18 protein-coding genes and 1 pseudogene are annotated in these 22,029 nt (G+C 74.1%); 10 read left to right on the top strand and 9 right to left on the bottom strand.

The features are described 5' to 3' along the window. The 3 genes and pseudogenes from VM95_RS30150 to VM95_RS30140 form a co-directional block, all read right to left on the bottom strand. Window positions 1-535 (bottom strand): annotated as a pseudogene (locus VM95_RS30150) (urease subunit alpha); the annotation flags it as partial. After that, window positions 532-1,245, bottom strand: a complete 714-nt coding sequence (locus VM95_RS30145) for an urease subunit gamma (protein ID WP_045702718.1) — start codon at window positions 1,243-1,245, stop codon at window positions 532-534. The gene VM95_RS30145 and the pseudogene VM95_RS30150, both read right to left, overlap by 4 nt. Window positions 1,246-1,304: 59 nt before the next feature. Beyond that, window positions 1,305-2,486: an agmatine deiminase family protein gene (locus tag VM95_RS30140; protein WP_045702716.1), complete on the bottom strand. Its 1,182-nt coding sequence runs from the start codon at window positions 2,484-2,486 to the stop codon at window positions 1,305-1,307. A 130-nt stretch (window positions 2,487-2,616) separates the two neighbouring features. On the opposite strand from VM95_RS30140, the gene tatA reads away from it, so the two are divergent. Beyond that, on the top strand, window positions 2,617-2,838 hold the full coding sequence (tatA, locus tag VM95_RS30135) for a Sec-independent protein translocase subunit TatA (RefSeq protein ID WP_045702714.1): 222 nt from the start codon (window positions 2,617-2,619) through the stop codon (window positions 2,836-2,838). A 73-nt stretch (window positions 2,839-2,911) separates the two neighbouring features. Here the strand turns inward: tatA and VM95_RS44765 are convergent, their stop codons facing one another. Continuing rightward, on the bottom strand, window positions 2,912-4,651 hold the full coding sequence (locus VM95_RS44765; RefSeq protein WP_052707663.1) for a serine/threonine-protein kinase: 1,740 nt from the start codon (window positions 4,649-4,651) through the stop codon (window positions 2,912-2,914). A 139-nt stretch (window positions 4,652-4,790) separates the two neighbouring features. After that, on the bottom strand, window positions 4,791-5,390 hold the full coding sequence (locus VM95_RS30125) for a TetR/AcrR family transcriptional regulator (RefSeq protein ID WP_045702713.1): 600 nt from the start codon (window positions 5,388-5,390) through the stop codon (window positions 4,791-4,793). A 158-nt stretch (window positions 5,391-5,548) separates the two neighbouring features. Between VM95_RS30125 and VM95_RS30120 the strand changes: the two genes are divergently transcribed. From VM95_RS30120 to VM95_RS30080, 9 genes are all read left to right on the top strand, one after another. Next, on the top strand, window positions 5,549-6,724 hold the full coding sequence (locus VM95_RS30120; protein ID WP_045702712.1) for an agmatine deiminase family protein: 1,176 nt from the start codon (window positions 5,549-5,551) through the stop codon (window positions 6,722-6,724). A gap of 93 nt (window positions 6,725-6,817) precedes the next feature. Then, window positions 6,818-7,822, top strand: coding sequence for an agmatine deiminase family protein (locus VM95_RS30115; RefSeq protein ID WP_244179001.1), 1,005 nt, complete (start codon window positions 6,818-6,820; stop codon window positions 7,820-7,822). A gap of 51 nt (window positions 7,823-7,873) precedes the next feature. Continuing rightward, complete coding sequence (locus tag VM95_RS30110; RefSeq protein ID WP_045702708.1) at window positions 7,874-9,523, top strand: ABC transporter substrate-binding protein; 1,650 nt, start codon at window positions 7,874-7,876, stop codon at window positions 9,521-9,523. Then, window positions 9,520-10,479 carry an ABC transporter permease gene (locus VM95_RS30105; protein WP_078860765.1) on the top strand — a complete coding sequence of 320 codons (960 nt, stop codon included), beginning with the start codon at window positions 9,520-9,522 and terminating at the stop codon, window positions 10,477-10,479. Before VM95_RS30110 ends, VM95_RS30105 begins: the two co-directional genes overlap by 4 nt. Continuing rightward, window positions 10,476-11,348 carry an ABC transporter permease gene (locus VM95_RS30100; RefSeq protein ID WP_045702704.1) on the top strand — a complete coding sequence of 291 codons (873 nt, stop codon included), beginning with the start codon at window positions 10,476-10,478 and terminating at the stop codon, window positions 11,346-11,348. Before VM95_RS30105 ends, VM95_RS30100 begins: the two co-directional genes overlap by 4 nt. After that, the gene (locus VM95_RS30095) at window positions 11,345-12,322 is read left to right on the top strand and encodes an ABC transporter ATP-binding protein (protein WP_045702702.1); all 978 of its coding nucleotides are present in this window, start codon (window positions 11,345-11,347) and stop codon (window positions 12,320-12,322) included. Before VM95_RS30100 ends, VM95_RS30095 begins: the two co-directional genes overlap by 4 nt. After that, window positions 12,315-13,142 (top strand): ABC transporter ATP-binding protein, encoded by an 828-nt coding sequence (locus VM95_RS30090; RefSeq protein ID WP_045702699.1) that lies wholly within the window; start codon window positions 12,315-12,317, stop codon window positions 13,140-13,142. The genes VM95_RS30095 and VM95_RS30090 overlap by 8 nt, the downstream gene beginning before the upstream one ends. Window positions 13,143-13,243: 101 nt before the next feature. Continuing rightward, the gene (locus VM95_RS30085) at window positions 13,244-14,434 is read left to right on the top strand and encodes an agmatine deiminase family protein (RefSeq protein ID WP_045702697.1); all 1,191 of its coding nucleotides are present in this window, start codon (window positions 13,244-13,246) and stop codon (window positions 14,432-14,434) included. Next, window positions 14,431-15,309 (top strand): DUF4436 family protein, encoded by an 879-nt coding sequence (locus VM95_RS30080; protein WP_052707662.1) that lies wholly within the window; start codon window positions 14,431-14,433, stop codon window positions 15,307-15,309. The genes VM95_RS30085 and VM95_RS30080 overlap by 4 nt, the downstream gene beginning before the upstream one ends. A 69-nt stretch (window positions 15,310-15,378) precedes the next feature. On the opposite strand, the gene VM95_RS30075 is transcribed toward VM95_RS30080, so the two are convergent. From VM95_RS30075 to VM95_RS42850, 4 genes are all read right to left on the bottom strand, one after another. Then, complete coding sequence (locus tag VM95_RS30075; RefSeq protein ID WP_045702696.1) at window positions 15,379-16,545, bottom strand: agmatine deiminase family protein; 1,167 nt, start codon at window positions 16,543-16,545, stop codon at window positions 15,379-15,381. 33 nt (window positions 16,546-16,578) lie between these two features. After that, a complete protein-coding gene (locus VM95_RS30070; RefSeq protein WP_078860759.1) occupies window positions 16,579-17,610 on the bottom strand; it encodes an agmatine deiminase family protein in 1,032 nt (343 codons plus the stop codon). 133 nt (window positions 17,611-17,743) lie between these two features. Then, window positions 17,744-18,322, bottom strand: coding sequence for a TetR/AcrR family transcriptional regulator (locus VM95_RS30065; protein WP_244179000.1), 579 nt, complete (start codon window positions 18,320-18,322; stop codon window positions 17,744-17,746). A gap of 193 nt (window positions 18,323-18,515) precedes the next feature. Then, entirely contained in the window at window positions 18,516-21,833 is a 3,318-nt protein-coding gene (locus tag VM95_RS42850) for an SdrD B-like domain-containing protein (protein WP_045702690.1), read from the bottom strand. Between the last annotated feature and the right edge of the window lie 196 nt (window positions 21,834-22,029).

The following is a 22,029-nucleotide window of genomic DNA, read 5'->3' as shown; positions in this document are numbered from 1 at the left end:
AGGGGGAGTTGACGCCGACGCCCCAGACCGGGCCGAACTCCTGGCCGATGATGGTGGTGACGCCGGAGGCCAGCGAGGCCTCCATGATGCGGGGCGACATCAGGTGGACGTGGGTGTCGATGGCGCCGGCGGTGGCGATCAGGCCCTCGCCGGAGACGATCGCCGTCCCGGTGCCGACGACCACGTCCACGCCGTCCAGGGTGTCCGGATTCCCCGCCCGGCCGATGGCGGCGATCCGGCCCTCCCGGATGCCGATCGAGGTCTTCCTGATGCCCTGGATCGCGTCGATCACCAGCACGTTGCTGATGACGAGGTCGCAGGTGTCCCGGACGGCGGCGGCCTTGAGGTGCAGGCCGTCCCGGGCGGTCTTGCCGAAGCCGACCAGGAACTCGTCACCGGGGGCCTGGGAGTCGGACTCGACGCGCACGACCAGGCCGCTGTCGCCGAGCCGGACCCGGTCGCCGGCGCGCGGGCCGTGCACGGCCGTGTACTCGGACGCCTCGATCACCTCGACCGACCCGCTGCTGCTGCTCACCGCCGGCTCTCCTCTGCCTCGTCGTCCCTGCTCGCCCCGAGATAGCCCTGTTCGGCCGCCCGGCGCAGCGCCTCCCGCCGGACCAGGGGCGAGTCCAGCGGCCCGTCCACCAGCCCGGCGAAGCCGATCGCGACCCGCTCGCCGCCGATCGGCACCAGGCCGACCTCGACGGCGGCGCCCGGGTCGAAGCGCACCGAGGAGCCGGCCGGCACGGCCAGGTGCATGCCGTAGGCGGCGGCCCGGTCGAAGGCCAGGCGCGGGTTGGCCTCGAAGAAGTGGAAGTGCGAGGTGACCGAGACCGGCACGTCCGCGGTGTTGCGGACGGTCAGCGTGCGGGCCGGCGCGGGCACGGGTTCGGCACCCTTGCCGAGGAGCACGGCACCGGGCGCGGCCTCGCCGAGGTCGCCGCCGCCGAAGGGGTCGGCGACGACGGCGAGCCGGGTGCCGTCCTGGAACACGGCCTCGACCTGGATCTCGGTGACCAGGTCCGGCACGCCGGGCAGCACGTCGTCGGCGGTGAGGACGGAGCGGCCGGCCTCGACGGCCTCGGCGAGGCGCCGGCCGTCACGGGCGGCCTCGCAGACGGTGTCCGCGATCAGCGCGGTCGCCTCGGGGACGTTGAGCCGCAGGCCGCGGGCGCGGCGGGCGCGGGCGAGTTCGGCGGCCGTGAAGATCAGCAGCCGGTCGCGTTCGGTGGGGGTCAGCTGCACGGGGTTCCCTTTCTCCCTCGGTGCGGTGCTATGGCGGGCGAAGGCGGGCGTCGGCGGGCTCAGCCGGCCGGCTGGTCGTGGGTGGAGCAGTGGATGCCCCCGCCGCCGGAGGCGATGGTGTCGATCCGGACGGGGACGATCTCGCGGTCCGGGAACTGGTCCCGGAAGAGCTCCCGGGCGTGGCCGTCGGCCTTGGCGTCGCCGAACAGCGGCAGGTAGACGCCCTTGTTGCCGATGTAGAAGTTCATGTACGAGGAGACGAAGGCGTCGCCGCGTCCGGTGATCCGGTCCGGGTCGGGCTGGCTGATCTCGACCACCTTGAGCTTGCGGCCGGCCGCGTCGGTGGCCTCGGCGAGGACGGCGCGGGCCTGGTCGGCGGAGCGGGACCAGACGTCCGGCGGGGTGCCGGGGAAGGCCCGGTCCAGGAGGACGACGCCGGGGGCGGCGAAGCGGGCGAGGCAGTCGACGTGGGCGTCGGTGATGTCCTTGCCCTTCACGCCGGCCAGCCAGATCACCTTGGTGACGCCCAGGGCCTTCCTGAGCTCCGCCTCCACCTCGTCGCGGCTGCGCCCGAGGTTGCGGTTGTCGTTGACGACGGAGCTCTCGGTCACCAGCAGGGTGCCCTGGCCGTCGGTCTCGAAGGAGCCGCCCTCGGCGGTGATCGGGGTCTCGATCCGCTCGATCCCGTACTTCTCCAGGACGGCGCGGGCGATCCGGGCGTCGTTGCCGTGCTCCTGCTTCCCGCCCCAGCCGCTGAAGTTGAAGTCGACGCCCTTGACCTTGCCGCGCTCCTCGACGAACACCGGCACGGTGTCGCGGGCCCACAGGTCGTCCACCGGGACGGACAGCAGCTCGACGTCGGACCCGCAGGCGTCGCGGGCCGAGTCCTCCTGGCCGGGCCGGACCAGCAGGACGACGGGCTCGCGCCCGCCGATGGCCCGGGCGATCGAGGCGATGTCCTTGCGGACGGCCCCGAGCTGCTCGCCCCAGACGTTCTCGGAGGCCGGCCAGGCCATGAAGGTCCGCTCGTGCTTCTCCCACTCGGCGCCGAGCCTGCGCCCGCCGGCGGGCTGCTCGGGGGCGCCGGGGCCGGGGGCCGTGGTCGGGGCGGCGGTCGGGGCCGCGGGGTCGGCCGGGTCCTCGCCGGACGCGGCGCAGGCGCTCGCGCCGAGGGCGATCGCACCGGCTCCGGCGAGGGAGCGCAGCACCGTGCGGCGGGCGAGGGGGTACGGGTGGGACACGCTGAACTCCGGTGGGGCTGAGGGTGGATCCGGTCCGGCAGCGGCCGGACCTGCACTGTCGCATTGACTGAAAAATCAGTCAAGCTTTACGGTGGACACTCCCAACGATGAAAGGCCGGGTGAGGCGGCGATGCTGCGCAATGGTCTGGAGCCCTGGCACCTGCTGGTGATGGTGGCCGTCCTGGTGCTGCTGTTCGGCTCCAAGAAGCTGCCCGAGATGGCGCGCGGACTGGGGAAGTCGATGCGGATCCTCAAGTCCGAGACGGCGGCCCTGCGGGAGGACGGCGCGCCCGGCGCGCCGAAGGCCGAGCCGGGAGGCGGCGCCACCGAGCCGGCGAAGCGGCCGCTCTGACCCGAGCGGCCGCGGCCGCGGCCGACGCCTGGAGCCGTCGTTCCCCCACCGCCCGGCGGGGGAGCGGCGGCTCTCAGCCGTTGCGGCGGTAGCGGTCCAGCGACACCCTGACCGGCCCGTCGGTGCCCGCCGCCGTCGACAGCACCCGGACGATCGCGAGTTCCCTCCCGTCCGCGGACCGCACGCAGAAGGCGCCGTGCGGCCCGACCGCCGCGAACGGGATCCGCCCGGCCGGACGGCTGGTGAGGCCCTTGAGGCACTCGGCCACGCCCAGGCCCGCGTCCCGGCCGAGGTAGGAGTCGGCGCTCTCCGGCACCACGAACTCGCCGTCGCCGCGGGCGACGTACCAGCTCGCGCTGTCGGCCGGGACGACGGTGCCGGTGGCCAGGTCGAACTCGTAGCCGGAGTCCGGCGAGGTCAGCTCGACCGAGCGGTAGGCCGGGGCGTACTCGGCGGCGAGCGCGGTCGGCGCCACGGCCGTGGGCACGGCGGTCGGCGCAGCCGGCCCGGTCCGGGCGGGCGTCGGCGAACCGCCCGGCGCCGCTGCGGCCGGGGACGGTCCGGGCGCGGCGGAGTCGACGGCCGGGGCGTCGGCGGTGGCGGCCTCCACCGGGTCGGGGTCGTCGAGCAGCAGGACGGCTGCCGCCGCGCCGACCGTGAGGGCGACGGCGGCGGTCAGCGCGGTGCGCCCGAGGGCGCGCCGGCGGCCGCCCCCGCCCCGGGCCGGACGGTCCGCGGACGCGGCGACCGGGGTGGCGCCCGCGACGGCGGGCGCGGGAACGGGCCGCGGCGCGGTGGCGGACAGCAGCGTCGGCGTCGGCGCGGCCGCCGGCGCGAGCACCGTCCGGGCCGAGTCCCACCCGGCCCCGGCGGCCTCCGCCGGCACCTGCGGCAGCTCGGCGTGCCGGGTGATCTGGCTGGTCAGCGGGTGCGGCAGCCAGTCGTCGCCGAACCGCAGGTGCCCGCCCACCGCCGGGTGGCTGCGGGCGGCGGCGATCACCTCGGCGGTGCTCGGCCGGTCCTCGGGCCGCTTGGCGAGGCAGTGCAGCAGCAGCCCGTGCAGGCTCGCCGGGACGCGGCCGAGGTCGGGCTCCTCGTGGACGGTGCGGTAGAGCGCGGCCGGGTCCGGGCCGTCGCCGAAGGGCGGGGCGCCGCCCGCGACGTGGACGGCGAGCGCGCCGAGCGCGTACACGTCGGTGGCGGGGGTGGCGGGCAGGCCCATGGCCTGTTCGGGGGCCATGTAGGCGGGCGAGCCGATCCGCAGCCCGGTGCCGGTCAGCGCGCTGGCGTCGGCCGCGCGGGCGATGCCGAAGTCGATCACCCGGGGGCCGTCCGGGGCGATCAGGACGTTGCCGGGCTTGAGGTCGCGGTGGACCACGCCGCTGGCGTGGATCGCCTGCAGGGCCTCGGCGATGCCGGCCACCAGCAGCAGGACGGTGCGCTCCGGGAGCGGGCCGAAGCGCTGGACCACCTGGTGCAGCGAGGGGCCCGGCACGTAGGTGGTGGCCAGCCACGGGGTGGCGGCGTCGACACCCGCGTCGACCACCTGCGCGGTGAACAGCCCGTGGATGCGCCGGGCGCTGGCCACCTCCTGGGCGAAGCGGGCCCGGAACTCCGGGTCCTCGGCCAGCTCGGGCCGTACCACCTTCAGCGCCACCGGCCGCCCGCCGGGGGTGTACGAGAGGTAGACCCGGCCCATCCCGCCGGCGCCGAGCCGGGCGTACAGCAGGTGGCCGCCGACCTCGCGCGGGTCGTCCGCGGTCAGGTCCTGGAAGACCGGCTGGTGGGCGAACGGCGATCGGTCGGCGGACATGCGGTGGCCTCTCTCGGCGGACGGGGAGGGGGCGGGGCCGGTACGGCCTCCGCGGGCGGCCACGGCGCGGTGCGGCGCAGACGGCATCGCGAAGTTTAGAGCCAGCGTCAGGGTGGTCGTGACCGGCCCCGGGGCCTGCCTACCGGGCGCCGGCGACCGGCGGGGGGCAGGGCCGCAGCTCGGTGTCGACGGCGCTGCGCAGCAGCCGGCGGGCGTGGTCGAGCGGCAGCGACCCGCTCAGCCAGCGCACGCTGAGGCCTTCGACGAGGGTGGTGAGCCGCTCGGCGGAGGCCGCGTGCGCGGGTGCGGTGCCGGCCGGGTCGGCCCGGGCGAGGAGTTCGGCGACGTCGTGCACCCAGGTGTGGGTGGTCCGCGCCAGGTCCTCGCGCAGGCTCGGCTCGAAGACCGCGCTGGCCCGCAGTTCGCCCCAGGCGGTGCTGTTCTCCCGCACCTCGGCGCTGTCCTGGAGCTCCCGGAGCAGGACGCGTTCCAGGTCGGCCCGGGGGTCCGCGGTCCGGGGCGCGGGCTCGTCGTCGTCGGCGGTGTAGTGGTCGGCGCGGTCGCTGATGAACCCCAGCGTCTCGCGCAGGATCCCGGCCCGGTCGGTGAAGTGGTAGTAGATCAGCGAGGTGGACACCCCGGCCTCGGCGGCCAGTTCGCCCACGCGCAGCCCGCGTACGCCGCGGCGGGCGATCACCCGGGTCGCGGCCTTGAGTATTTCCGTCCGGCGGTCCGACATGGTCGCCCACTCTACCGGGCTCCCCCGCGGGTCAGGAGGTTTCCTGATGATCTTTTCAGGGAGTTGTCCTCGGCTCCGCCCGAAGCCTTGACTGAATTTTCAGTACGGTGGAGGATGCGGGGCAACCCCCACACCTCCCACCTCAGCCAGGGAGCGCCATGAACACCCCCACCCCCTCCCGCCGCGGCCTGCTCCGCCTCGGCGCCGCCGCCGTCCCGCTGGTCGCGCTCGGCGCCGCCCTGCCGGCGCGAGCCGCCGCGGCCGACTCCGGCCCGGCCGCGGCGGGCGCCACCGCGGCGCTGCGGATGCCCGCCGAGACCGACCGGCACGACCGCACCTTCATGGCCTGGCCGGCCCTGTCCTCGATCTGGGGCAGCCAGCTGGCGGCCGTCCGGGACGACATCGTCCGGGTCGCGTACGCGATCTCCCGCTACGAGCCGGTCGTCGTGGTCGCCCGCCCCGGCCAGGCCGCCGACGCCCGCTATTACTGCGGCCGCGGCGCCTCCTACGGCATCACCGTCGTCGAGATCCCCAACGACGACCTGTGGATCCGCGACTTCGGCCCGACCTTCGTGGTCGCCCCCGGCGCCATCGCCGGCGTCGACACCAACTTCAACGGCTGGGGCAAGAGCGGCACCCCGTACTACCAGCGCTACACCGAGGACGCCGCGGTCGCCGCCGCCCTGCTCGCCGGCTACGGCGTCGACCGCGTCCGGGCCCCCTTCGTCGGCGAGGGCGGCGCCCTGGAGACGGACGGCCAGGGCACGCTGCTGGCCACCGTCAGCTCGCTGGTCAACCCCAACCGCAACCCCGGGATGTCCCAGGACGAGGTCGAGCAGGCCCTCAGGGCGACGCTCGGGATGGACAAGGTGATCTGGCTGGCCGGGCTGGCGGGCCAGGACATCACCGACGACCACGTCGACTGCCTGGCCCGCTTCACCGCCCCCGGCCGGGTCGTCCTCGACCGGCCCGGCCCCGGCACCGACCGGATCTGGATCGACGTCTACGAGCAGGCCCAGCAGGTCCTGCGGACCGCCACTGACGCCCAGGGCCGCCCGCTGACCGTGGTGGAGCTCCCCGGCCCCGACCGGGCCCGGATCCGCGGCCGCGGCAAGGACTTCCTGTCCAGCTACACCAACTTCTACGTCGCCAACGGCGCCGTGTTCGTCCCGCAGTTCGGCGACTCGTACGCCGACGCGCTGGCGTACACGATCCTGCAGGCCGAGTTCCCCGGCCGCGACGTCGTCCAGCTGAACATCGACACCATCGCCTCCGGGGGCGGCGGCATCCACTGCGCCACCCAGTCCCAGCCGGCCGTCCCGCCGGCGCTCTGAGCCCCCCGCAGGCCCCCACCCCCTCCCGCTCCGGCCGGCCCGGCGCACCCCCGAGCGCCGGGCCGGCCGGGCCCGAAACAGAAGAGGTTTCCCGTGACGTACCGCATGCCCGCGGAGTGGACCGAGCACGAGGGCTGCCTGATGGCCTGGCCCGTCCGCCCGGACCTGTGGGGCGACACCCTCGACGAGGTGCAGCACGAGTACGCGGCGGTCGCCCGCGCCATCGCCGGGTTCGAGCCGGTCACCATGGTGGCGCCGCCCGGCCACGGCGGGGCCGCGCGCGCCCGGTGCGGCGAGGGCGTCACCGTCGTGGAACTGCCCACCGACGACTCCTGGTTCCGCGACTCCGCGCCGATCTTCGTACTCGACCCGGACGGCCGCCGGGCCGGCGTGGACTTCCGTTTCAACGCCTGGGGCCGCAAGCACCACCCCTGGGACGCCGACGACCGGATCGGCGCCCTCCTGCTGGAGCACCTCGGCACCCCCGCGATCCGCTCCGAGATGATCCTCGAAGGCGGCGCGATCACCGTCGACGGCGAGGGCACGCTGATCACCACCGAGCAGTGCCTGCTGCACCCCAACCGCAACCCGGACCTGACCCGGGAGGACATCGAGGCCGAGCTGAAGGCACGCCTCGGCGTCACCAAGGTGATCTGGCTGCCGTACGGCGGCGCGCTGGACACCGAGACCGACGGACACGTGGACGGCGTCTGCGCCTTCGTCGCCCCCGGCAAGGTGGTGGTGCAGCTCCCCGCCGACCCCGCGCACCCGGACCACGCGCGGATGCGGGCCAACCGCGCCGTCCTGGAGCACTCCACCGACGCCCACGGCCGGCCGTTCGAGATCGTCGACCTGCCGCAGGCCGCCTTCGTCGAGGTCGACGGCCGCGAGGTCGAGGTCGGCTACCTGAACTTCTACCTGGCCAACGGCGGGGTCGTCGTGCCGGTCGCCGACCACCCCGAGGACGCCGGGGCGCTGGCCGTCCTGGAGGCGGCCTGCCCGGGCCGCAAGGTCGTCGGCGTGCGCTCCCGGGTCATCGCCTACGGCGGCGGTGGCATCCACTGCATCACCCAGCAGATCCCGGCCGCCCGCGCCTGAACCCCGGCTCCAGCCCCCACCGCCCCGCCAGCGAACGGAGAACACCCCCTCATGCCTCCCACCGCGCCCACCAGACGCACCGCCGGCCGCGGCCGGCTGGTCCTCGGCACCGCCCTGCTCTCGGCCGCGGCCCTGGTCGCCGCCTGCTCCGGCCCGCCGCGCACCGGCTCCGACGCGTCGACCGTCCAGCTCTCCGCCGACACCCCGCCGGCCAAGGGCGAGCTCGACTCCTTCACCTGGGCCACCTACGCCGAGCCGCCCACCCTCGACTACACCCAGGCCTTCGACTACCCGCAGAACACCGTCCTCGCCAACGTGTGCGAGAGCCTGATGCGCTGGACCCCGCAGCTCACCCTGGCCCCCGGCCTGGCCGAGAAGGCCACCAACCCGGACCCGACCACCTGGGTCTACGACCTGCGCTCCGGCGTGCACTTCCACGACGGCAGCACGATGACCGCCGACGACGTCGTCTTCAGCCTCGGCCGCCAGACGGACCCGGCCAACGCCGCCGCCTGGGCCCAGGTGTTCCAGAACGTCGACACGATCACCAGCACCGGCCCGCTCCAGGTCACCGTCAAGCTCAAGCAGCCCGACTCCCAGTTCCCCCAGTACATGGCGACCGCCGCCGGCGTGGTGGCCGCCAGGGCCGGCGTCGAGGCGGCCGGCAAGGACTACGGCACCACCGGCAGCCTGGACTGCACCGGCCCCTTCAAGCTGGGCAGTTGGGCCAAGGGCCAGTCGATCGAGCTCGACCGCTTCGACGACTACTGGGGGGCGAAGGCCAAGTCGAAGAAGGCCGTCTTCCGCTTCCTCACCGACCCCTCCGCCCGCACCAACGCGATGCTCACCGGCGAGGTCGACGGCGGCTACCTGATCCCCACCGAGAGCTACGACCGGCTGCGCGGCAGCGGCGCCGGCACGCTCTACTTCGGCGAGGGCCTGAGCACCGTCAACCTCAACGTCACCAGCATGCGGGGCCCGCTCGGCGACCTGAGGGTCCGCCAGGCCCTGTCCCTGGCCCTGGACCGCTCCGGCTTCGTGAAGACCGGCCTCGCCGGAGCCGGCAGCGTCACCGGCTCGCTCACCACCCGGGCCGCCTGGGCCGGCGCCCCCGAGGACGCCCGCAAGGCGGCCTTCGCCCACCTCACCCCGACCGCCCCCGACCTCGACCGGGCCAAGGCCCTGGTCAAGGAGGCCGGCGCCGAGGGGAAGACGATCACCGTCGCCACCAGCACCATCGGCCAGGACGTCTCGCTGCTCGCCACCGCCGTCCAGGCCGCCGGCGCGAAGATCGGCCTGGACGTCCGGCTGCGGACCATCGCCCCGAACGCCTTCACCGCCCTGTTCACCGACCCCAAGGCGCGCGAAGGCCTCGACATGTTCCCCGAGACCTACTACGACTCGATCACCGACCCGCTCGACCTGCTCGTCAACTTCCGCACCGGCGCCTACCAGAACTTCGCCGGCTACAGCGACAAGGCCTACGACGAGCTCGTCGACCGGGCCACCGCCGAGTACGACCCGGCCAAGCGCGCCGCGATCGAGGCCGAGCTCCAGCGGACCGCCTCCGAGCAGCTGCTGTGGCTCCCGGTCGCCGAGTGGCCCACCGCCGTCTTCCTCAACAAGCGCGTCACCGGCGCCCCCACCACCATCTCGTACCTGTACCAGCCGTGGGCCGCCGCCGTGGGGGCCGCCCGGTGAACTTCCTGAGATTCGCCGTCCGGCGGCTGGCCGAGATGGCCGCCACCCTGCTCGGCGCGTCCTTCGTGGTCTTCGGCGCGATGTACCTCGCGCCGGGGAGCCCGGCGAGCTTCCTGCTGTCCGGCCGGTCGGCCTCGCCGGCCGCCCTGCAGGCGATCAACGACCAGTACCACCTCGACGACCCCTTCCTGGTCCGGTACCTCCGCTGGCTCGGCCAGGTGCTCCAGGGCGACTTCGGACGCTCCATCACCTACCGCACCGACGTGTCCACGCTGCTCGCCGACCGGCTGCCCGCCACCCTGACGCTGGTGGCCATGGCCCTGCTCGTGGTCGTCGTCCTCGGCCTGGCCCTCGGCTGGATCGGCGCCGTGCGCGGCGGCGCGACCGACACCGCGATCCTGCTCTCCACCACGCTCGCGGTCGGCACTCCCTCCTTCGTCGCGGCCGTCCTGCTGCAGGGCCTGTTCGCGGTCGGCCTGGGCTGGTTCCCGACCAGCGGCACCGGCGACGGCCTCCTCGACCTGCTGTGGCACCTCACCCTGCCGGCGATCGCCCTCGCGCTGTACCTGATCGGGATGCTCGCCCGGGTCACCCGCTCGGCGATGCTGGAGGCCCTGGACGGCGAGCACGTCGCCGTCGCCCGCAGCCGCGGCGTGCCCGAGCGCGAGGTGATCCGCCGCCACGTGTTCCGCAACTCGCTGGGCACCGTGCTGACCACCGGCGGCCTGATCGTCTCCACCCTGCTGGTCTGCACGATCCTGGTCGAGTCCGCCTTCAGCATCGGCGGCATCGGCCAGCTGCTCGAACTGTCCACCACCACCAAGGACTTCCCGACCGTCCAGGCCATCTCCCTGCTCATCGTCGCCCTGTTCATGACCGTGAACCTGGTCGTCGACCTGCTCCACCCACTGGTCGACCCCCGGGTCGCCCTCGGCACCAGGAGGTCCGGCGCATGAGTACCGGTCCCACCCCGCGGTCGGGCCTCACCCGCCGGCCCGGTCTCGGCCGGCTCAGGGCCGTCGGCACCCCGCTCCACCTCGCCTGCCTCGGCTTCGTCGCCCTGGTCGTCCTCGCCGCCCTGCTCGCCCCCTGGGCCGCGCCGGACGACCCGAACGCCGTCGACCTCGGCAACGCCCTCGCCGGCCCCTCGGCGGACCACCCGCTCGGCGTCGACGCGGCCGGCCGCGACACCCTCTCCCGGCTCCTGCTCGGCGCCCGCACCTCGCTGCTCGGCCCGCTCGGCGTGGTCGTCTTCTCCACCGTCGCGGGCGTGCTGGTCGGCCTGGTCGCCGGCTGGCGCGGCGGCTGGCTCGACTCCGTCCTCTCCCGCAGCACCGAACTGGTCTTCGCCTTCCCCGGCATGCTGCTCGCCATCCTGATCGTCTCCGTCCAGGGCGAGGGCCTGCTCGCCCCCGTCCTCGCCCTCGCGATCGCCTACCTGCCGTACGTCTCGCGGCTGACCCGCTCCCTGGTGCTCGCCGAACGCACGCGCCCCTACGTCAGCGCGTACCTGGTCCAGGGCCACTCCGCCGCCCAGATCTGCCTGCGGCACGTGCTGCCCAACATCGCCCCGATCGTCCTCGCCCAGTCCACCATCAACTTCGGATACGCCCTCATGGACCTGGCCGGCCTCTCCTTCCTCGGACTCGGCGTCCCCGCACTCACCCCGGACTGGGGGCGGATGGTCTTCGACGGCCAGACCGCGATCCAGCACGGCTACCCGCTCTCCGCGATCCTGCCCTGCCTCCTCATCGTGCTCACCGTCGTCGCCTTCAACGTCGTCGGCGAACGCTGGGCCGACCGCGTCGCCCGGAGGGCCGCATGAAGACCGCGGACCGCACCGAAGAGCCGGCGAACGCCCTCGACGTCCGGGGCCTGCGGCTCCGGCTGCCCGGCACCGCCCGGCCCGTCCTCGACGGCGTCGACCTCACCGTCGCCCCCCGCGAGACCGTCGCCCTGGTCGGCGAGTCCGGCTCCGGCAAGACCCTCACCTCCCGCACCGCCCTCGGCCTGCTGCCGCCCGGCGCCACCGCCGAGGGCCGCGTCCTGGTCGACGGCGAGGACGTCCTGACCATGGGCCCCGACCGGCTGCGCGCCCTGCGCACCGGCCGGGCCGCGATGGTCTTCCAGGACCCGCGCGCCGCCGTCAACCCGCTGCGCCGCATCGGCGACTTCCTCACCGAGGGCGTGCGCCTCGGCGGCCGCACCGACGCCGCCGAGGCGGACCGGCGCGCGGTCGAACTCCTCGACGCCGTGGGCCTCGGCCCCGAACTGCTGCGCCGGTACCCCGGGCAGCTCTCCGGCGGCATGCTCCAACGCGTCATGATCGCCGCCGCGTTGATGGGCGACCCGGCCCTGCTGCTCGCCGACGAGCCCACCACCGCGCTCGACGTCACCAGCCAGGCCGAGGTCATCGCCCTGCTCGACCGGCTGCGCGAACGCTTCGGCACCGGCCTGCTGTTCGTCACCCACGACCTCGGGCTCGCCGCCGCCATCAGCGACCGCGTCCACGTGATGTACGCCGGGCGGATCGTCGAGAGCGGCCCCGCCGAGGAACTGTTCCGGCGGCCCCGCCACCCGTACACCGCCGCCCTGCTCGCCGCCACCCCCCGGCTCGACGCGCCGCCCGGCCGGCTCGCCGCCATCGACGGCCAACCACCGGACCTGCGGCTGGAGTTGACCGGCTGCGCGTTCGCCGCCCGCTGCCGGTACGCGACCGAGCTGTGCCGCGAGCAGGCCCCCGCGGCGCACCCCGTCGCCTGCCACCACCCGCTCGAAGGGAGCCGCGCCGATGCCTGAGCCCGTCCTCGACGTCAGGAACCTGTGCCGCTCCTTCGGCACCGTACGGGCCGTGGACGACGTGTCGTTCACCCTCCCGGCCGGCGGCTCGCTCGGCATCGTCGGCGAGTCCGGCTCCGGCAAGACCACCACCGCCCGCATCGTCGTCGGCCTCGACCGGGCCGACGCGGGCGAGGTGCTGGTCGGCGGCCGGGCCGGCACCGGCCGGGCCCGGGGGAGGACCGAACGGCTGGCCCGCGCCCGCGAGGTGCAGATGGTCTTCCAGGACCCGTACCTCTCGCTGGACCCGCGCACCAGCGTCGAGGCAGTCCTGCGGGAGACCCTGCGGCTGCACGTCCCCGGCACCGATCACGCGCGGCGGATCCGCGAACTGCTCGACCAGGTCGGCCTCGGCGGCCGGGCGGCGGAAGCGCTGCCCCGGCAGCTCTCCGGCGGCCAGCGCCAACGCGTCGCCATCGCCCGGGCGCTGGCCGTCCAGCCGGCCGTGCTGGTCCTGGACGAGGCGGTCGCCGCCCTGGACGTCTCCGTCCAGGCGCAGGTCCTCAACCTGCTCGCCGACATCCGCGAACGGACCGGCGTCGGCTACCTGTTCATCACCCACGACCTGGGCGTCGTCCGCTGCGTCACCGACGAGGTCGTCGTGATGCGCCACGGACGGATCGTCGAATCCGGCCCCACCGCCCAGGTCCTCGACGACCCGCAGCACGCCTACACCCGGCTGCTGCTGGAGTCCGTCCCCCGGCCCGGCTGGGATCCCGACCGGATCGCCGCCGCGCGCCGCGCGCTGGAGGAACGGCCCGCCGGTCGGCCCGCCCCGTGACCGGATTCCCCCGAACGGCCGATGCGTGCCGCGCCGGCTCCTGACCCGTCGGTCAGTAGCGTGCGGAGCCGAACCCCGCCACCTACCGGAACGAGGCTCCCATGGCTCACCCCCGGCCGTCCCGCCGCGCGCTCCTGCAGTCCGGGGCCGCGCTCGCCGCCCTGGCCCTGGCCGGCTGCTCCTCCTCCGGCTCCTCCGACAGCGGGGCGCAGCAGCAGTCCGGCCCGGGCGGGACGGCCTCGGGCGCGGCCCCGTCCGGCAGCCCGGCCGCCGCCCGGGCGATGCCGGCCGAGTCCGGCCCGCACACCCGCACGTTCATGGCCTGGCCGGCGCTGGAGGAGGTGTGGGGCGACCAACTGCCCGGCGTCCGCCAGGACATCGCGGCGCTGGCCCAGGCCGTCGCCGGCTTCGAACCGGTCGTCCTGCTGGCCCGCCCCGACCAGGCCGAGCAGGCCCGGCAGGCCTGCGGCTCCTCGGTGGCGGTGCTGGAACTGGCCGTCGACGACCTGTGGGCCCGGGACACCGGCCCGACCTTCGTCACCGGCCCGCAGGGCCTCGCCGGGATCGACTTCAACTTCAACGGCTGGGGCGACAAGCAGACCCACGCCAACGACGGACAGGTCGCCCGCGAGCTCCTGTCGCACGACGGCATCCCCCGCGTCCAGGCGCCGGTCACCGGCGAGGGCGGCGGCGTCGAGGTGGACGGCGAGGGCACCCTGATGGCCTGCGAGAGCTCCTGGGTCAACGACAACCGCAACCCCGGCAAGTCCCGTGACCGGATCGAGGCGGCCTTCAAGGACCTGCTCGGCGTGACGAAGGTGATCTGGCTCAAGGGTGTCGCCGGGCAGGACATCACCGACTGCCACGTCGACGCCCTCGCCCGCTTCGCCGAGCCCGGCACCGTCCTGCTGCACCGCCCGGCCGCCGACACCCCGCCGGACGTCTGGACCACCGCCTCCGCCCAGGCGGTGCAGGCGCTGCAGTCCGCGACCGACGCCAGGGGCCGCAGCCTGAAGGTGGTGGACCTGCCCGAGCCGGACTTCCAGCTGATCGAGGGCTCGGGCAAGAACTTCCTCGCCACCTACCTCAACTACTACGTCTGCAACGGCGGCGTCATCGTCCCGCGCTTCGGTGACCGGGCCGCCGACGACCACGCGGCCGGCGTCATCGGCGACCTCCACCCCGGTCGCAAGGTCACCCAGGTCACCATCAACCACATCGCCGCGGGCGGCGGCGGGATCCACTGCGCCACCCAGCAGCAGCCCGTCGCGCCCGGTGCCGGTTCGTCGTGAGCGGCCCCCGCTGGCGGTCCAACCGCTTCGTCCTCGCCCTGGTGATCCTGGCGGTGCTCTGCTCGGCGGGCATCGCCCTGTACCTCAACGAGCGCAACACCCGCCAGCAGACCCACGAGCTGACGCTGCCCACCGTCGGCGACTGGGTCGAACTCGACGTCACCGCCCAGGACATCGACCCGGGCACCGGCGAACTGACGCTCTACGTCGTCCCCGTTCCGCACGGCACCCTCGCCGAGGGCCCGGACTCCGCCGCCTTCACCCGCCAGGTCGACATCGCCGTCCGGTCGACGGCGCGCACCGACCTGCGCGCCGCGCCGGGCGAGGCGGCCTCCCCGCAGCCCGTGCCGGCCAACCTCTACGACGGCACGGAGAGCGACTACCCGTTCGACCGCTACCACTTCGCGGTCTCGTTCTCGGCCACGGACGCCGCGGGCACCGTCCCGGTCGGCGTGGTGTTCGGGGACGTCGACCCGTTCTTCTTCGTCCGTCCGGCGGTCTCCGCGGCCGGGCCGGCGGCCGTCTTCGAGGGCCGGGTCAGCCGGACGCGGAGCACCTTCATCCTGGCCTGGTTCATGATCGCGGCGATGTGGGCGCTGGCGCTGGCGGTGCTGGCCGGCGCCGAGGTGCTCGTGCGCGGCCGGCACGGCATGGTGTGGCCGGCGCTCGGCTGGATGGCCGCGACCCTGTTCGCCCTCGTCGGCATGCGCAACGCCGCGCCGGGGTCGCCGCCGATCGGCTCGCTGATCGACTACGTGGCGTTCTTCTGGGCCGAGGGCATCATCGCGGCGAGCCTGGTCGCCACGGTCGTCTCCGGCAGCCGGGTGGAGCACCGCAAGCGGGCGGCCGCCGCCCCGGCCGGTGCCGCGTCCTGACGCGGGGCGGATGGGCCGGATCCGTTCCGCCGAACGGATCCGGCCCGGTCGTGGCCCGGCCGGTCGGGGTCAGCCGAGGGCGGGGATGTCGTGCGTGGCGCAGTGGATGCCGCCGCCGCCCGCGGCGATCGCGTCGATCTTCACCGGGACGATCTCCCGGCCCGGGAAGTACTGCTTGAGGACCTGCTGGGCCCGGTCGTCGGCCCGGGCGTCGCCGAACTTCGGCAGGTAGACGCCCTTCGAGCCGATGTAGAAGTTCATGTACGAGGAGACGAAGGCGTCGCCGCGCCCGGTGATCCTGTCCGGGTCGGGCTGCTGGAGCTCCACCACCTGCAGCTTCCGGCCGGTGGCGTCGGTGGCGTCCTTCAGGACGGACCGGGCCTGGTCGGCCGAGCGGGACCAGACGTCGGCCGGGCTGCCGGGGAAGGCCTGGTCGAGCAGGACGACACCGGGGGCGGCGAAGCGGGTCAGGCAGTCGACGTGGGCGTCGGTGATGTCCTTGCCCTTGACCCCGGCCAGCCAGATCACCTTGGTCACGCCGAGGACCTTCTTCAGCTCCGCCTCGACCTGGTCCCGGCTCATGCCCGGGTTGCGGTTGTCGTTGACGACGGAGCTCTCGGTCACCAGCAGGGTGCCCTGGCCGTCGGTCTCGAAGGAGCCGCCCTCGGCGACCAGCCGGGTCTCGATCCGCTCGACGCCGTACTTCGCCAGCACCGTGCGGGCGACCTTGGCGTCGTTGCCGCGCTGCTGCTTGCCGCCCCAGCCGTTGAAGTTGAAGTCGACGCCCTTGACCTTGCCGCCCTCCTCGACGAACACCGGCAGGGTGTCCCGGGCCCACAGGTCGTCGACGGCGATCGGTACGACCTCGACGGCGGAGCCGCAGGCCTTCCGCACCGCCTCCACCTGCTCCGGGCGGGCCATCAGCACGACCGGCTCGCGGGCCGAGATGGCCTGGGCCAGGCCGGCGACGTCCCGGCGGACGTCCGGGAGCTGGTCGCCCCAGACGTTCTCGGAGGCGGGCCAGGACATCACCGTGCGCAGGTGCTTCTCCCACTCGGCGCCGAAGCGGCGCGGGCCGGCGGTGCCGCTCGGCTGCGGCGGCACGGCGCCGTCGACGTCCTCGAGGTTGTTGGGGTCGCAGCCGGTGAGGCCGAGGGCGAGCGCGCCGACACCGGCGGCGGCGCCCACCCCGGCGAGGGAGCGGATCAGGGAGCGGCGGGACAGGGCGTTGGTCATGCGGGAACTCCGAACGTCGTGGGGGGTGAGGGGTTACGGCAGCGGCTCGTGCATGGTCGAGCAGTGGATGCCGCCGCCCCCGGCCATCAGGCGGTCGACGTCGAGCTGCACGACCTCGCGCCCGGGGAAGGCCGCGGCCAGCGCCTCCCGGGCGGCGGCGTCCTTGTACGCGTCGCCGAACTGGGCGGTGATGACACCGCCGTTGACGAGGTGGAAGTTGAGGTAGGAGTCGACGAACTTCGAGCTGCGGGAGCGGACGGTGTCCGGGCCGTGCACGGGGATCACCTGGAGCCGGCGGCCGCGGGCGTCGGTGGCGGCGGAGAGGATCGCGAACTGCTCGCGGGCGTCGCGCGCCCAGGCGTCGTTCCGGTCCGCGGGCGGCAGCTGCACCATCACCACGCCGGGGCGGACGAATCGGGAGGTGACGTCCACGTGGTCGTCGGTGATGTCCTGGCCCTTGATGCCCGGCAGCCAGATCATCCGGTCGGCACCGTAGGCCTCCAGGACGGCGTCCTCGATCTCGTCGCGGCTCATGCCGCGGTTGCGGTTCTTGTTGACCAGGCTGCTCTCGGTGGCCATCACCGTGCCGTCGCCGTCGGTCTCGATCGCGCCGCCCTCGCCGACGAAGTCCGCGTAGCCGTACCGCAGCCCCCGGCGGGTGGCGACGAGCTCGGCGACCCGGGCGTCGTCGTGGTGGACCTGCTTGTTGCCCCAGCCGTTGAAGTTGAGGACGACGGCGTCCAGGCCCCCGTAGCCGTCCCGGCGGAAGACCGGCGCGATGTCGCGCATCCACAGGTCGTCGGTGGGGATCTCGGTGGTCACCTCGACGCCGGGGCCGCACTTGGGCCGGGCCTTGTCCGCGCTCCAGTCGTCGGGGACGCACAGGACGACCGGCTCGAACTCGGCGATCGTCCGGGCGATCAGGGCGATGTCCTCCTGGACGCCGCCCAGGCGCAGCCCCCACACGCCCCGGCGGGAGGGCCAGGACATCCAGGTCCGCGCGTGCGGGACGTCGTCCGCCGGCACCCAGGGGTACGGCCGGTGGTCGTCGTGGTAGCGGGTCATGAGGGTCTCCAGACGCGGGTTCGGTCTTCGGCTTCAGGGTGGCACTGACTGAAAAATCAGTCAAACATGCGGGCGTGTCGCGACGGATCCGGGTCGGAGTCCCTACTGAGCGTGACCCGGCGCCGTGCCCGGATCAGGAACCGAGCCGGACCACCTCGGCGTCGATCGCGTCGGCCATCAGCGTCCGGGCGTGCGCCAGCGGCAGGCTGCCGCTGAGCCAGCGCGTGCTCAGCCCCTCCAGCAGCGCGGTCAGCCGCTCCGCCGCCCCGGCCAGCGCCACGGCCGAGGACATCGGCCGCACCACGCCCAGCAGCTCGGCGATCTCCTGCACCCAGACCCGGGTGGCCCGGGCCAGGTCCTCGCGCAGCGTCTCGTCGAACACCGCGCTGGCCCGCAGCTCGCCCCAGGCGGTGCTGTTCTCCCGCACCTCGACGGTGTCCTGGAGCTCCAGCAGCAGCGTCTGCTCCAGCTCCTCACGTGCCGTCAGCGGCGGCGCGTCGGCCGCGCGCTCGGTCGTGTAGCGCTCCGCCCGGTCGTTGATGAACTCCAGCGTCTGCCGGAGGATCCCGGTGCGGTCCTTGAAGTGGTAGTAGATCAGCGCGGTGGACACGCCGGCCTCGGCCGCGAGCTCCTCCACCCGGAGTCCGCGCACCCCCCGCCGCGCGATCACCCGCGCGGCTGCTTCCATGATCGACGTTTTTCGACTGGCCACGATCCCCACCCTACCGGGGGCGCCCCCGCCGGTCCCGGGCGGACTGCCTGAAGGATCGGTCAGCGCGGCGCCGTGCGGCAGGACGGCGGCGAGGAGCGCTCCCGGGGGCCGGGAACGCGCCGGTGGCGCCGCTGTGAGGCGGCGCCACCGGGGTTGTCGTGCTGGTCGGTCGGTCCTGCGGGTCGGCTCCGGGTCAGCTGTGTCGGCCCGGCCGGCGGTAGGCGACCAGGAGCAGTGCGCCGCCACCGAGGACGGCGGTGGCCGCGAGGGCCGCGATGAGCGCGTTCGGCGAGGAGCTGCCGGTGTGCGGCAGGGTGCCGCCGCTCGCCGAGGAGGTCGGGCTGTGGCTGTGGCTGTGGGTCGGGCTGACCGGCGGGGTCCCGGTGCCGGAGGTCGAGGTGGTCGGGGAAGGGGACGTCGGGGTCGGCGTCGGGCTGGGCGAGTGCGTCGGGCTCGGCGACGGCGACGGCGACGGGCTCGGCGACGGCGACGGCGACGGGCTCGGCGACGGGGACGGGCTCGGCGAGGGCGAGGGCGACGGTGACGGGTGCGCCAGGATCACGCCCATGTCGAGGTCCAGGTCCCGCTGGCCGCCCTTGAGCGAGACCACCTGGGTGAGCCCGGTGGCCGGGTCGGCGTCCGAGTCCTTGGCCGGGTCGGTGCCGGCGCCGCGCTTGGTGACGGTGGCGCCCGCGGGCAGCGTGCTCAGGTCGAACCGGACCTGGTAGCTGCCGTCCGGCAGGTTGTCGAACAGGTAGTGCCCGGTGGCGTCGGTCACCGTGGTGACGGGATTGCCGTTCCTGTCCCGGACGGGCTGGCCGTTGCCGTCCAGCAGGTTCACCGTGACCCCGGCGATCCCGGGCTCGCCGGGCTGCTGGATGCCGGAGCCGTCCAGGTCCTGCCAGACGTAGTCGCCCAGCGCGTTGTTCGTCGGGTTGGTCCGCTTGACGGCGACACCGACCTTGGCGGGCTCGGCGGGCAGCAGTTGGCGGCCTTCGTTGTCGGTGGCGGTGAAGGCGAAGCTGTTCCAGGCGTAGTCGCCCTCGGGCGCGTCGTAGGAGGCGACCATCGGCCAGGTGAGGGTGAAGGCCGCGCCGGAGGCCAGGGAGCCGGGCCGGTGGACGCGGAACCAGGTCGCCGCCCCCGGCCCCGGGAAGGTGGTGCTCCAGGCCGCCGCGGCGTTGCAGCCGGTCCGGGTGACCAGGGCGGTCTCCACGCAGGGGTTGGGGTCGGTGGTGTACTCGATCACCACGGTCGGGTCGCTGCTGGTGATCGGCTCGCTGAGCGAGGGGGTCCAGGCGCTGCCGCGCGCCGCGTCCTGGGTGAGCACGTAGTTGTCGCCGGGGGTCGGCAGCCGGTCGTAGGCGATGAACTCGGTGACCGGGTCGGGCGAGTCGTTGCGCACGGTCATCCGGTAGGAGATCCGGCCGCCCGGGGTGGCGGTGCCGATGCTGACGTAGTCGCCGTCCAGGTCGCCCTTGACCTCCTTGTACGAGCGCAGCGCCGCCGGCGCGTCCACCTGGATCTTGGACGAGGCGTGGCACAGCAGCTCGGTGGTGTCGCCGTTGCCGTTGAGGTCGAGCACGTCGGGGGTGCTGCCGCTGTCGGAGCCGGAGAACATGCACGAGACGGGGGCGTCGGGCCGGTCGACGGTCACGTAGACGTCGTTGGTCAGCTCGCCCGCGCGGACGCTGCCGGCGACCTGGACGTCGAAGAGCATCCGGTAGGCCAGCGCGTCGTGCAGGTACGTCATGTCCGGTGCGCCGGCCGGCCACTCCATCCGGAGGACCTGGCGGCCGTCCGGGCCGGGGGTGACGGTGACGGAGCTCGGGGCCTTGGCGTCCGGGTAGTTGGGGTCGGGCCGGGCCGAGCCGTCGACGTAAAGGACGCCGGCCGGGAGCACGTCGTAGAGGACGAGCGGGCGGTCGAGGTCACGGGCGCTGCGGTTGTACGGGATGACCTGGAAGGTGGCGCGGCCGCCCGGGGCGGAGAGCTCGCCGGCGACGGTGGTTTTGGCGGCGCCGAGGTTGGTGGCCTGGGTGATGGTGGTGGAGGCGCAGGCGTTGGCGGAGGAGTTGTTGGTGCCGTCCGTCGCCGTGGTGTCCACGCAGTTGGTCAGCGGGGTGGGGGCGGTGCGGCCGTCATGGCCGGGGGTGGCGACCTGGGTGACCACCTGGACGGCGTTGCCGGGGCTCCAGCCGGTGGGGATGGGGCCGTTCCAGGTGAACCTCAGCCCGTCCAGCCAGCGGCCGGCCGGGATGCCCAGTTCGTCGTTGGCCGGGTTCCCGGCGCCGGGGACGAAGGTGATCCGCCGGTTGGCGGAGCCGTTGAACGCGCTCCCGGGGGTGAAGGTCTGCCAGGTCGGGTCGCCGTTCAGCCGGTACTGCAGGGTCAGCCGGATGCTGGTCGGGTTCCACGGCTCCAGCTGGATCGACTGCGGGTAGAGCCAGTTGTAGACGCTGTCCGTGCTGCCCGCGCCCGGGTCGGTGATCGTCAGGCTGGTGGCCGGTCCGGAGGTGTTGGTGGCGGAGAGGCTGAGCGAGTTGAGGTCGCCGTTGGTGGTGGTGTCGCGCCAGGTCTTGCTGGCGGTCACCATCACCCCGGTCGCCGGCGGCTTGAACTGGCCGGTGGTGGTGGAGGCGTCGTCCAGCTTCCGCTCGGCCTCGGTCAGCGGGGCGCCGAGCAGGTCCACGGTGTTGTCGGAGGTGGTGCCGTCCGGGAACGACGCCTCGGGGTAGTTGACGACCAGCACGCCCGGCAGGCGGCAGCCGCCGCGCCCGTTGCCGGAGGTGAACGCGCCGATGTCGTAGCCCCAGGTGTTGGGCCCGGGGGCGACCTGCGCCCAGCCCGGCGAGCGGCCGGTGTCGACCACCGCGCCGGGCGGCAGGGTGTCCAGCAGGCGGCTGGTGTCCAGGTCGACGTTGGGCACGTTGTCGGTGGCGCAGGCGCTGAACTGGTAGGTGACGGTGCGTCCGTCGCTGCTGGAGGTCTGGATCCCCTTGGTCACCGTGTACTGCGGCTGGACCTGCGCCTTGGTGTTCGCGGTGGAGGTCTGCGGGGTCTCCCCGGTGGCGCTCATGGTCGCGCTGTTGGTGGAGGACGTGCCGTTGGGGGTGGTGAAGTTGGGGTACTTCATCGTCACCGTGATGGTGGCGGTGGTGCCGGGGCTGAGGTTCTTCAGCCTGATGTCCATGCTGCCGCCCGTCGCCCCGGCGGCGGGCACGGTGGAAGCGGCCTCGTCGACCGAGGACGGGTCCGGCGTCCAGCCGACGAACTGCATGTTCGGCGGCAGGGTGTCGAGGATCTGGCCGTTGGTGCACTCGGTGATCGAGCAGGTGTAGCGCAGGGTGTACGTCACGGTCTCCCCGGGGGAGACGGTCGCCTTGTCCACGCTCTTGGTGAAGGAGATCGCGGCCTGGGCCGGTGGCGCGAGCACGCTGCTGCTGAGCAGCGAGCCCGCCACCAGGGCCAGGACCGAGGCGATCCGCCCGGTCCGGATAGGAATGCGCATACCGGGCAGTTCATCCGACCGTCCGGCCCGGTCCCCGGCGGCACGAGGACGGGCGGCGCGGATTCACGCTCCCGGCGGAGTTTCCCGGCCCGGCGACCCCGAACGGGGCCCGGCTCCGGCTCCGGATGGAGTGATGATCGCGATATTCACCAGTACGCGTGATTTTCGTCCGCGGGTGTATCCAGCGGTGATTATG

Source organism: Streptomyces rubellomurinus (genome assembly GCF_000961885.1).
Taxonomy (GTDB): Bacteria; Actinomycetota; Actinomycetes; order Streptomycetales; family Streptomycetaceae; genus Kitasatospora; species Kitasatospora rubellomurina.
This window is presented reverse-complemented; position numbering and strand designations above follow the sequence as displayed.